Genomic DNA, 12,647 nt, shown 5'->3' with positions numbered 1-12,647 from the left:
CCAAGACTGGAACTCGCTTGCCGACAAGCTCTAGTCTTGGTTTTTACTATTGAAATTGTTTTTGGCATTCAGCCAAAAGTTGTTGAAGTTGTCGACTCATGTAACGTTCTTTTAAATAATAAACTGCCATGTTTCGTTTAGGTAGTTCTTGGTAAGTCAGTGTATGAATCGAATTGTCTAAAAGTTGAATATTTGTGTATTCGGGGACAATAGCGAAACTATCGGAATGAGACACCAAGTGAGTAATAAGTGAAAGAGTATCCACTTGAATGACTTTCTCTGGAGAAAAATTAGAAAACGTAGTATCTAGCCAATTGGTTAATTTGTTTTGCTCGGAAAATTCGGTATTTAAACGGACGAAGGGGTACATTGTTAGTTCTTTTAAAATTTCTTCCGTCGTGGCTTTTGCCAAAGCTGGATGATCGTTTCTTAAAATGAATTGATAATTTGCTGTAAATAAATCAATTTTACCAATATGTTCAGGTAATGGTAAGTCAGCAAAGGAAATACCAAAATCTGCATCCATTGTTTCCAAGGATTGAAGAATATTTTCTGTAATAATAGTATGGACTTGTAAGTTGGATGAACGATCCGTTAATGTTGTCATTAGTAAGTCATTCAATTTATATTCTAAATCACAGAGATAAGTGGCTACATAAATATGGTTGGAAGAATGATTAATTTCTTTTAGCTCTTCTTCAATTGAGACCAACTCATTGGTGATGCGCCAACAATATTTTTCTAAAATTAATCCAGCCGGTGTTAAGGTGGTAGTTTGGCCTTGGCGATTAAAAAGTTCAGCGCCTAACGTTGCTTCAAGAATTTTTATTTGCTTACTTAGGGCAGCTTGAGAAATTGCTAAATTTTCGGCTGCTTTAGTAAATTGTTTCACTTTGCATAACTCTAAAAAATAATGTAAACGAAATAGTTCCATGGGAATTCCTCCTTTTTCTATTCCTAGAATAAATAACGTAATTGTTCGAACAAATAACGGTGTGCTTCACAATGTCCGTGATGATTATTCTGAACTAAATAGATGGCTCGTTCTGGACTATCTTCCAGAGGAATACCAACTAAGTTACGTCTGTTTAGTTCATCAGTGAGTGAATAGGGAAGGATGCTACAGGCTTTTTCTCGTTGGACCATGTCTAAGACTAAATGAAGAGAAGGGAGTTCGATGACGATTTGCCGATTTTCCCAATTGATTTTACGTTCCCAACGTTTAAACACTTTTTTTTCATATACTTGATCGGAATATGCAGCAAAAGGTAAAGAACGAATTTCGTCAATCGTTACGCTATCGGCATGGGCTAAAGGATGATTTTTATTGACACAAAGGAGATAGCTTTCTGTATAAATTAATTCTTTCTCTAATGGAATCGAGGTATCCAAAAATATCCCAATCCCAATGTCAATTAAATCTGTTTCCAAGGCTGTTTCAAGATCGTAATAATACTTAAAATCAATACTTACATACGGATAGGATTGATTAAATAACAACAAGACTTCTCCAAATGCTTTATCTATATCAATTAAGTTTGTTCCAATCCGAATGGTCGTTGTCGATCCTTGGGTCACTAATTCATTAATCTCTTCTTGCGCTTCCTTAATGAGTGCAAAAATCATCTCTGTTCGCTTGGCGACGACTTCGCCTGCTGGAGAAAGCCGACAATGTTTCTTGTCTCTTAAAATTAATGAAGCACCTAATTCACGTTCCAACTCCTTGAGCTGGGTACTTAAATAAGGTTGACTCGTATGGAGCTTTTGAGAAGCTAAAGTAAAACTCGCATACTTTGAAACTGCCATAAAATATTCTAGTTGTTGTAATTTCATTTTCCTCACCGCCGTTTCTTTAACTATACAAAAAATAGCAGAAGAAAAGCTTCTCGACAAGGCTATCTGACGGTCTTTAGATTAATTTAACCAGTTATGATTCTATGAATAAATACGAATCATACCAGAAAACCATAGTAAATAAGCGGATTATTTTTCTTTTTGTTACTGAATGGACAAAAAGTTATCTGCTAAAAACTTTTTCTATATCGTTATTTTTTCAAGGAAGAATTATACTTGCTGTTGTAATTAAATAAGATTTGTTAGGTGAGGCTCCTATACAAACATAGGCTACTGCCCAAAAATGTCGAGAGACGCCAATGGGTAGAACAGGAACTGTCGAATGAAGGCTTTTCTTAAGGTAGCTAAAAGCAATCGCTTTTTACGTTGTATAGTGCTAAAGCTCAACGATAAGAACGATTATTCTTTGACACGTTGAGTTTTCAGCGTGTCTTTTTTGTGGAAAGGGTGAGGAAAATGGAAGATGAACCGATCGTCAATTCAAGTCAACAACAGATAAATGAGGTGAAAGAAAATGGAAAAGAAAATGCGTCACTTGGGCCATGACTATAGTTACAAAAAGTTTGCCCACTCAGAAGTAGAAAAAGTTTTACAACGTTTCGGCTCAACTTGGGATGGCATTAAACACCAAGATATTGAAGAATTACAAGAACGTTATGGCCGCAATAAAATTATGAATGAAAAAAAAGCTTCACGGCTGCGACTTTTTATAAAATCGTATATCACGCCGTTTACTTTGGTGTTACTAGCACTAGCCACGATTTCATTTTTTACAGAATATGTCTATGCTGCGCCAGAGGAAAAAGATGTGACTGGCGTGTTAATTATGTTAGCGATGGTCATCTTAAGCGGCACGATGAGTTTTGTTCAATCAGTCAAATCAAGCAATGCAGTTGAAAAATTACAAAATATGATTAAAGTTACAGCGACAGTCATTCGTGACAAGAAGCAAATGGAAATTCCTATTGAGGAAGTTGTGTGTGGCGACTTAGTCCAACTATCCGCTGGCGATATGATTCCAGCCGATTTACGTTTAATCCAATCTAAGGACTTATTTGTTTCCCAATCATCCTTGACTGGAGAGAGTTTTCCCATTGAAAAACACGCGACTCATCAAAAAGATAGTGATCAAATTGATACAGAATACGACAATCTTTTGTTTTTAGGAACAAATGTCATTAGTGGCACTGGTTTAGGCATTGTCATTAAAGTTGGTAATCAAACTTTATTCGGACGGATGGCTTCTGATAACGGAGAAGAGCAGCAGCAGACGAGTTTTGAAACAGGAATTAATAAAACAACGTGGGTGCTGATTCGCTTTATGTTGGTCATTACGCCGACTGTTTTTCTAATTAATGGGTTAACAAAAGGCGATTGGGTGGAAGCATTAATGTTCGCGATTGCCACAGCTGTCGGCTTGACACCAGAAATGTTACCTATGATTGTAACAACCAATTTAGTCAAAGGTTCTCGAGAAATGGCTAAAGAAGGCACGATTATGAAAAATGTCAATGCCATTCAAAATTTTGGCGGGATGGATATACTTTGTACGGATAAAACAGGTACCTTAACACAAGATAAAGTAATTTTAGAATACCACTATAATATTGGGTGCCAAGAAGATCAAAAAGTCTTGGATTTAGCATTTCTAAACAGTTATTTTCAAACAGGTTTGCGTAATTTAATGGATAACGCCGTTATTCAAGCGGCGACACAAGAAAGTGATATACAATCAGATGATTTTTATAAAGTAGATGAAATTCCTTTCGATTTCAATCGACGTCGAATGAGTGTGATTATCAAAGAGTTTAAAACGCGAGAAACACGCTTAATTACCAAAGGTGCGGTTGAAGAAATGCTCTTGGTCTGCACACAGGTACTTTTAGATGGCGAAATTGTGCCCTTAACAGAGACGCTGCGTCAAAAAATTACCAAAGACGTTGAAGCTTTAAATCGAGATGGTTTGCGCGTTCTAGCAATTGCCGATAAAAAAGTCGAAGCGGCTGAATGGGAGTATACAACTAAAGATGAATCAGAGTTGATTTTACAAGGCTATCTTGCCTTCTTGGATCCGCCAAAAGAAACAGCAGCGGCAGCTATTCAAGCCTTGCATCAACATAATGTAGCTGTGAAAGTATTAACGGGGGACAATCAGTATGTGACGCATTCTGTTTGTAAAGAAGTTGGTCTGGCTGGCGAAAAAATTATTACAGGAAATGAACTTCAACAATTAAACCAAGAAGAATTAAGAAAAACCGTTCAAGCGTATAATATTTTCGCCAAAATTACGCCTGACCAAAAAGTTCGTATTGTAAATGCGTTAACTGAAAATGGTCAAACTGTTGGTTTTTTAGGTGATGGAATAAATGATGCTGGAGCAATGCGTGCTGCTGATGTAGGAATCTCTGTTGATACAGCTGTCGATGTGGCGAAAGAATCGGCGGATGTAATTTTATTGAGAAAAGATTTAATGGTTTTGGAAAAAGGAATTTTATCTGGACGGCGCGTGTTTACGAACACGATGAAGTACGTCAAATTAACAGCAAGTTCTAATTTTGGCAATGTTTTTTCCGTGATCCCAGCAAGTATCTTTTTACCATTTTTACCGATTGCTCCGATTCAATCGCTATTATTAAATCTAATTTACGATACTTCGTGTATGTCAGTTCCTTGGGACAAAGTAGATGAAGAATACGTAGAAAAACCAAAAAAATGGGAACCAAAATCAATTGGTAATTTTATGCGTTGGTTTGGCCCAACGAGTTCTATTTTTGATATTGTTACCTATTTATTTATGTATTTCATTGTGTGTCCGGCTATCCTAGGTGGCTCATTCTTTGAATTAAATGGAGCAGATAAATTGCTCTTTATCGGTATTTTCCATGCAGGGTGGTTCATTGAGTCCTTATGGTCCCAAATGCTCGTCTTGCATTTCCTACGAACAGAAAAAATGCCTTTCCTTCAAAGTAGTGCTTCTGGAATTATGACGTTAGTCACTACAGCAGGGATTGCTCTCGGAACTGTTTTACCCTTTACCGCTTTCGGTGCAGAACTAGGATTTGTCGGTTTATCACCAAGCTATTTCTTGTATTTAATCCCGACAATTGTTGCTTATTTAGCACTGGTTGCGTTCATTAAAGTTTTATACGTCAAACGTTACGGTCAATTACTGTAACTGATTTGTACTATTATATATAGAAAAATTTTTTTACTTTTCTTTCAAGGTTGAGGAGGTGTCGGTTTTTATGACAGCTCCTCATTGTTGTTTTAAGTGGCTGCGCGAATTTTTTTATGGATTTATTTGTCATTTACAGTTAGTATGGCTAGTAGAGACTTTCCAAAAAGAACGAGCTTTTTGGTAATAAGGAGATAAAACGAGCTAATGACCAAAACAAACCAACTTTCAACTTCAACGCCGATGTTCGATCGGTCGGCCTATATTCATATTCCATTTTGTGAGCATATTTGTTATTATTGCGATTTTAACAAGGTCTTTTTAGAAGGACAACCAGTTGATGAATATATTCAGAGTTTATTAAAAGAAATTCAACTTACGCAAGCATTGTATCCAGAACAAGAAATGAAAACCATCTATATTGGCGGAGGCACGCCAACTTCATTATCAGCGAAACAGTTAGATGTGCTACTAAAAGGGGTTCGCGAACAGCTAACGTTTGATGACCGAAATGAATTTACGGTGGAAGCAAACCCTGGTGATTTAACCCAAGAAAAATTACAAGTCATGAAAAACTATGGCGTCAATCGTCTTTCGATGGGCGTTCAGACATTTGATGATCGCTTGCTCAAAAAAATCGGTCGCAAACACACCGCCGCAGATGTTTATGAAACAATGAAATTTTTAGAAAAAGAAAATTTTACCAATGTCAGTATTGACTTAATCTATGCTTTACCTGGACAAACATTGGAAAGTTTTCGCGATACTTTGACAAGAGCCTTAGCATTGGACTTGCCACACTATTCGCTTTATTCATTAATTCTTGAAAATAAAACAATGTTCATGAACTGGGTTCGTCAAGGCCGGTTACAGCTGCCTGAAGAAGAAATCGAAGCACAAATGTTTGACGAAACGATTGAAGCAATGGAGAAAAAAGGACGTCACCAATATGAAGTCAGTAATTTTGCTTTAACAGGAAAAGAAAGCCAGCATAATCTAGCTTATTGGAATAATGACCACTACTATGGATTTGGCGCAGGTGCCAGCGGCTATCTTGGGCAAACTCGTTACAAAAATCATGGCCCAATCCAACATTATTTGAAACCCTTGCGAGAAAATCACTTGCCAATTGTGGAGACCGAAGAATTAACTCGTCTAAATCAAATAGAAGAAGAGCTATTTTTAGGCTTACGTAAAAAAGTAGGCATTTCTAAACAAAAATTCCAACAAAAATTTCATGAACCAATTGAAGCAATTTATGGAGAGGTCATTCAACGCTTAATCAAAGAAGAATTATTAATTGAAGAAGCAGATATCTTACGTTTAACGAAAAAAGGACTATTTGTGGGGAATAATGTTTTTGAAGCATTTTTGTTAAGTGAAAAAGAGTAAAAAAATAAAAAAATCATCGAAGTGTGACAAAGCATTTCGATGATTTTTTTATTACAAAAGTTGGTATTGATGGTTTTTGAAGGTGGTTTGCAGCGATTAGCACTCTTGCGTTAAGAGTGCTAAAAAGTTGCGTATTTCCCTTGACAAAAAGGTAAGGACTTGTTATATTAGTATATGTAGTTAGCACTTAGATGTTAAGAGTGCTAATGAAGGGTGGTAATAACGATGATTACAGAAAGACAACAAAATATCTTGAGACTTATCATCCAAAATTACACGAACACGGGCTTACCTGTCGGTTCTAAGAAATTGATGGAGGATGGCATTGCCTCTAGTTCTGCCACAATTCGTAATGATATGAAAGCATTAGAGGAATACGGCTTATTAGCTAAGACCCATTCTTCTTCAGGGCGAATCCCCTCAATGGCTGGTTATCGTTACTACGTGGATCATCTTTTACAACCAACACAAGTAGAAGAGAACGAACTTAGAAGAATCCGTCAATCTTTTGGAAAAGAATTTCATGAGATTAATGATATTATTCGACAATCAGCTGAAATTCTATCAGAATTGACAAGTTATACTGCTTTTTCATTAGGACCTGAAGTGAAAGAACGGAAATTAACCGGCTTTCGAATGGTTCCTTTGAATGATCGGCAAGTCCTTGCTATTATAGTGACAGATAAAGGCAATGTTGAAAACCAAGTATTTGCCATTCCTGCCGCTGTTTCTAGCCAAGATCTTGAAAAAATGACACAAATCATCAATGATAAGTTGGTTGGACAACCTTTGTTGACCGTTTATCATCGTTTGCGGACGGAGATTCCGATGATTTTACATCGCTATTTCCAAACGCCAGAAGGAATGATGAACTTATTCGATGAGATGTTAGGACATGCCTTTGAAGAAAAAGTCTTTGTCGGTGGTCGCATGAATTTGTTAGATTTTGGCATCAAACAAGATATTGAACAATTGAAATCTGTCTATTCCTTTATGCAAAATTCTGATGAGCTGACGCATTTATTAAATGGTTCTGCAACAACAGAAAATCCAATTGTTTTTCGTATCGGCTCAGAAATTGGCAACAATCTCTTAGAAGATATGAGCATGATCACTGCTACGTATGAAGTATCAGGACATGGCAAAGGAACAATTGCCCTGCTAGGACCAACCAGTATGCCGTATTCAAAAATATTCGGTTTGGTAGACACGTTTCGACATGAGCTAGCTTCACAACTAGGTGACTATTACCGTTTTTTAGGTAATTAAGCAAACCTTGTTAGGATAAGAAGTAGATGCATAAAGAGAAAGGAAGTTGCTGAAGTGAGTAAAAAAGAAGAGAAGCAAGAAGAATTACAAGAAGAAATGGAAGCTGTTGATGCTGCTGGCGTTTCTGAAGTAGAAGTTGAAGCAACAGAGATTGAAAATCTTAAAGCAGAGCTTTCCGAAATGGAAGACAAGTTCTTGCGGGCAAGAGCCGAAATTGCTAATATGAGCAATCGAAATAAAAACGAACGAGAATTATTAGTTCGTTACCGCTCACAAGATTTAGGTAAAAAGATTTTACCATCTATTGATAATTTAGAACGAGCAATGGCTATTGAAGTATCAGATGAACAAGGCGAAAGCTTGAAAAAAGGTATTTCGATGGTGCTAGAAAGTATTACTGTGGCTTTAAAAGAAGAAGGAATTGAAGAAATCCCAGCAATGGGTGAAACCTTTGATCCAAATTTACATCAAGCCGTTCAAACAGTCCCTGCTTCTGAAGAAACCCCAGCAGATACCATTGTTGAAGTTCTACAAAAAGGGTACAAATTACAAGATCGTGTGTTACGACCATCAATGGTCATTGTTGCACAATAACAAACGTTAATTAAAAATATATTATTATAGAAAACTAATACAGATTGGAGATATTCACTATGAGTAAAATTATTGGTATTGACTTAGGAACAACAAACTCAGCTGTCGCAGTACTAGAAGGCGGCGAAGCGAAAATTATTGCAAATCCAGAAGGTAACCGCACAACTCCTTCGGTCGTTTCATTCAAAAACGGTGAAATTCAAGTGGGCGAAGTAGCAAAACGTCAAGCTGTTACAAATCCTAACACGATTTCATCTATTAAACGTCACATGGGTGAAGCTGGCTACAAAGTTGATATTGAAGGGAAATCATATACACCACAAGAAGTTTCTGCAATGATCTTACAATATTTAAAAGGTTTTGCTGAAGACTATTTAGGTGAAAAAGTTGAAAAAGCAGTTATTACAGTTCCTGCATATTTCAACGATGCGCAACGTCAAGCAACAAAAGATGCTGGTAAAATTGCTGGTTTAGAAGTAGAACGGATCGTTAACGAACCAACAGCAGCAGCTTTAGCTTATGGTTTAGATAAAACAGACAAAGATGAAAAAATTCTTGTCTTTGACCTTGGTGGTGGTACATTCGACGTGTCAATCCTTGAATTAGGCGATGGCGTTTTCGATGTATTATCAACAGCCGGTGATAACAACCTAGGTGGGGATGACTTTGATAATAAGATCATTGACTACATGGTTGCGGAATTTAAAAAAGAAAATGGCATTGACTTAGCTAACGATAAAATGGCGTTACAACGTTTGAAAGATGCTGCTGAAAAAGCGAAAAAAGACTTATCAGGTGTAACAAGCACACAAATCAGCTTGCCATTTATTACTGCTGGCGAAGCAGGACCATTGCACTTAGAAATGAACTTAACTCGTGCAAAATTTGATGAATTAACAAGTGATTTAGTTGAACGTACAAAAGTACCAGTACGTCAAGCCTTGAAAGATGCTGGTTTAAATCCTTCTGAAATCGACGAAGTTATCCTAGTTGGTGGTTCAACACGTATTCCAGCTGTAGTTGAAGCTGTTCGCAAAGAAACAAACAAAGAACCAAACAAATCAGTTAACCCTGACGAAGTAGTAGCAATGGGTGCTGCAATCCAAGGTGGCGTAATCACTGGTGATGTTAAAGACGTTGTCTTATTAGACGTAACACCGTTGTCATTAGGGATTGAAACAATGGGTGGCGTATTTACAAAATTAATTGATCGTAACACTACGATTCCAACAAGTAAATCACAAGTCTTCTCAACTGCTGCTGACAATCAACCAGCTGTTGATATTCACGTTTTACAAGGTGAACGTCCAATGGCCGCTGATAATAAAACATTAGGTCGTTTCCAATTAACAGATATTCCTGCGGCTCCTCGTGGTGTGCCACAAATTGAAGTAAGCTTTGACATTGATAAAAACGGGATTGTAAATGTTCGTGCGAAAGACTTAGGCACTCAAAAAGAACAAACAATCACGATTAAATCTTCTTCAGGTTTATCTGATGATGAAATCGAACGTATGGTAAAAGATGCTGAAGCAAACGCTGAAGCAGATAAACAACGTAAAGAAGAAGTAGACTTACGTAACGATGCAGATGCTTTATTATTCACTGTTGATAAAACATTGAAAGAATTAGAAGGAAAAGTAGACGCTGAAGAAGTGAAAAAAGCAGAAGATGCGCGTGATGAATTAAAAGCAGCCATCGAAGCAAACGATATCGAACAAATGAAAGCAAAACGTGATTCATTGAATGAAATCGTCCAAAACTTAACAGTAAAACTTTACGAACAAGCTGCGCAACAACAAGCACAAGAAAATCCTGAAGCTGCCCAAGGTGGCGCTGATGATGTTGTTGATGCTGATTTTGAAGAAGTAAATGGTGATGACAAATAATCAATAACAATTGATTTTAGGGACTGGATCATTAGTACAATGACTAATGTCCCAGTCCCTTGTCTTTTGTGAGAAAATCAACCACAATCAAGTTAGCAAGAAACTATTTAGGTTTTGAAAGAACTGTGGTATGATTACAACGATGTTAAACAAGCTGAAAATACCTATTCACAGCTAGTAACACTGATTCAAGGTGTGACAGATAATCCAACCAGAGAGACCGAAAGCAATCGATGAATTTGGCTGGTTCTAAACACATTGTAAAGTTTGAAGAAAGTTGGAGGGGAGTCAATGGCGACGAAACGAGATTATTATGAAGTGCTAGGATTAGCAAAAGGTGCTTCAGATGATGAAATTAAAAAAGCATACCGCAAACTTTCCAAAAAGTACCATCCAGATATTAACAAAGAAGCCGATGCGGAAGAAAAATTTAAAGAAGTTTCTGAAGCGTATGAAGTATTAAGTGATCCACAGAAAAAAGCGGCCTATGACCAATATGGCCATGCAGGAACTGATCCTAATTACGGTGGCGGCGCTGGTGGCTTTGGCGGTTTCGGTGGCGGCGGATTTAGCAGTAGTGGTTTTGGTGGATTCGAAGATATTTTCGATTCATTCTTTGGCGGCGGCGGTGGCCGTTCTGTTGATCCAAATGCACCAAGACAAGGCGCCGATTTACAATATACAATTCAATTGAAATTTGAAGAAGCTATTTTCGGTGTCGAAAAAGAGATTAAGTACAATCGAGAAGATACTTGTGCAACCTGTGGCGGTAATGGCGCCAAACCAGGCACACACCCAGAAACTTGTCATAAATGTCATGGCTCTGGAACAATCAATGTTGAACGTCAAACGCCATTAGGTCGTATGATGAGTCGTCAAACTTGTGATGTGTGTCATGGCACAGGGAAAGAAATCAAAGAACCATGTCCAACTTGTCATGGCACAGGTCATGAGAAAAAAGCACATACTGTCAAAGTAAATGTGCCTGCTGGAGTAGAAGACGGCCAACAAATGCGCTTAGCTAACCAAGGAGAAGCGGGTACCAATGGTGGACCATATGGTGATTTATATGTAGTCTTTCGTGTTGAAGATAGTGATATTTTCGATCGAGATGGCGCAGAAATCTACTATGATTTACCAGTAAGTTTTGTCCAAGCGGCTCTAGGGGACGAAGTAACTGTACCAACTGTTCATGGTGACGTGAAATTAAAAATTCCGGCTGGAACACAAACTGGCACAAACTTCCGCTTAAGAGGCAAAGGTGCGCCACGTTTACGTGGTGGGGGCAATGGTGATCAACACGTGAAAGTGAAATTAATAACACCAAAAAATCTTAATGAAGAACAAAAGGATGCCCTACGAGCTTTTGCAAAAGCTGGCGGACAAAATGTAACTGAACAACAAGAAGAAGGCTTCTTTGATAAAATGAAAGATGCGTTTGGCGGTAAGAAGAAAAAATAAAACAAACGAGTCAGAGACAAAAGCAGTTAGCTCCAAGTGTTCATCACTCTCGAAGGCTAAATTGCAACGAGTAATTGTAGGTGCTGCTTTTGTTCAACTGATTATTTTAAGATTTAGAGAGTGGGACATAAGTCGTTTTGACTTATGTCCTATTTTCTTTTTTTATTTCCAAACATTTTACGAGAATATTTTAAAATTTAGCGTATACTTAATATAAGCAAGTTAGGAGGGCTTATTTATGAAACCATATGTTTATGTAATCAGTGATATTCATGGACAAGCAGATTTGTTTGATGCCTTACTCACAGACTATGACCCAGTCGAGCATCAGCTAGTTTTAATTGGTGATTTAAACGACCGTGGTCCGCATTCTAAAGCCTGTTTTCTCAAAGGAAAAGAACTTGTCGAGCAACACGACGCTGTTTATTTACGAGGCAATCATGAAGAATATTTTTTGCAGTTTCTTCAAAATCCAGAGGACTGGTTTGCAGGATATGTTCGCAATGGTGGCAAGGAAACAATTGAAAGTCTCTTGCATCCAGGAGCTACTGCAGAATACTCACCAACAGAAATGGCCTTAATGATCCGTAGTCGCTATCCAGAGTTAATTGATTTTTTAACAAAACGACCGCTTTATTTTGAATGGCAGCATTACTTATTTGTGCATGCTGGGGTTGATTTAACGATGGAAGATTGGCGGCAAACAGCACCTAAGGATTTTTTGTGGATTCGCGAACCCTTTCATCAAGGGAAAAATAATACAGGCAAGACCATTGTTTTTGGTCATACCATTACTCCGATGTTACATGGTGATATGCAGACCACGGACCTTTGGCAAAGTGATGGAAAAATTGGGATAGATGGTGGTGCTATTTTTGGTGGCTCTGTGCATGGTGTGATTTTTAATGAAAAAGGCATTGTCCAAGATATCGAATATCAAAAACGCACCCCTGCATGGCAACCAGAATTTTGATTCCTTAATCGCACGAATCAGTTACCTCACTTCTATATTT

Annotated in this window: 10 protein-coding genes and 1 riboswitch; of the genes, 8 read left to right on the top strand and 2 right to left on the bottom strand. The window is 37.6% G+C overall.

Going from position 1 to position 12,647, the window contains the following annotated elements:
• Positions 1–46 precede the first annotated feature (46 nt).
• Positions 47–934, bottom strand: coding sequence for a LysR family transcriptional regulator (locus tag KQI94_RS02165; protein ID WP_002357832.1), 888 nt, complete (start codon positions 932–934; stop codon positions 47–49).
• 23 nt (positions 935–957) lie between these two features.
• Positions 958–1,833 (bottom strand): LysR family transcriptional regulator, encoded by an 876-nt coding sequence (locus tag KQI94_RS02160; RefSeq protein WP_002382245.1) that lies wholly within the window; start codon positions 1,831–1,833, stop codon positions 958–960.
• Positions 1,834–2,085: 252 nt separating this feature from the next.
• A riboswitch (M-box (ykoK) riboswitch) is annotated at positions 2,086–2,256 on the top strand.
• Between the two features lie 112 nt (positions 2,257–2,368).
• Between KQI94_RS02160 and mgtA the strand changes: the two genes are divergently transcribed.
• The 8 genes from mgtA to KQI94_RS02125 all read left to right on the top strand — a co-directional run bounded on the left by mgtA (position 2,369) and on the right by KQI94_RS02125 (position 12,607).
• On the top strand, positions 2,369–5,029 hold the full coding sequence (gene mgtA, locus KQI94_RS02155; protein ID WP_002369516.1) for a magnesium-translocating P-type ATPase: 2,661 nt from the start codon (positions 2,369–2,371) through the stop codon (positions 5,027–5,029).
• Positions 5,030–5,272: 243 nt separating this feature from the next.
• A complete protein-coding gene (gene hemW / locus KQI94_RS02150) occupies positions 5,273–6,421 on the top strand; it encodes a radical SAM family heme chaperone HemW (protein WP_002369515.1) in 1,149 nt (382 codons plus the stop codon).
• Between the two features lie 225 nt (positions 6,422–6,646).
• Entirely contained in the window at positions 6,647–7,690 is a 1,044-nt protein-coding gene (gene hrcA, locus KQI94_RS02145) for a heat-inducible transcriptional repressor HrcA (protein WP_002357828.1), read from the top strand.
• Positions 7,691–7,744: 54 nt separating this feature from the next.
• Positions 7,745–8,284, top strand: coding sequence for a nucleotide exchange factor GrpE (gene grpE, locus KQI94_RS02140; RefSeq protein ID WP_002357827.1), 540 nt, complete (start codon positions 7,745–7,747; stop codon positions 8,282–8,284).
• A 59-nt stretch (positions 8,285–8,343) separates the two neighbouring features.
• Complete coding sequence (dnaK, locus tag KQI94_RS02135; protein ID WP_002369514.1) at positions 8,344–10,173, top strand: molecular chaperone DnaK; 1,830 nt, start codon at positions 8,344–8,346, stop codon at positions 10,171–10,173.
• 114 nt (positions 10,174–10,287) lie between these two features.
• On the top strand, positions 10,288–10,410 hold the full coding sequence (locus KQI94_RS16690) for a hypothetical protein (RefSeq protein WP_002357824.1): 123 nt from the start codon (positions 10,288–10,290) through the stop codon (positions 10,408–10,410).
• A 54-nt stretch (positions 10,411–10,464) separates the two neighbouring features.
• A complete protein-coding gene (dnaJ, locus tag KQI94_RS02130; RefSeq protein ID WP_002357822.1) occupies positions 10,465–11,634 on the top strand; it encodes a molecular chaperone DnaJ in 1,170 nt (389 codons plus the stop codon).
• Positions 11,635–11,872: 238 nt separating this feature from the next.
• Complete coding sequence (locus KQI94_RS02125) at positions 11,873–12,607, top strand: metallophosphoesterase family protein (protein WP_002369513.1); 735 nt, start codon at positions 11,873–11,875, stop codon at positions 12,605–12,607.
• Positions 12,608–12,647 lie beyond the last annotated feature (40 nt).

Origin of the sequence: Enterococcus sp. S183_ASV_20 (genome assembly GCF_018919685.1) — a bacterium.
Classification (GTDB): Bacteria; Bacillota; Bacilli; order Lactobacillales; family Enterococcaceae; genus Enterococcus; species Enterococcus faecalis.
Note: the sequence above shows the minus strand (reverse complement) of the source record. Positions and strands in the feature narration are given on the sequence as shown.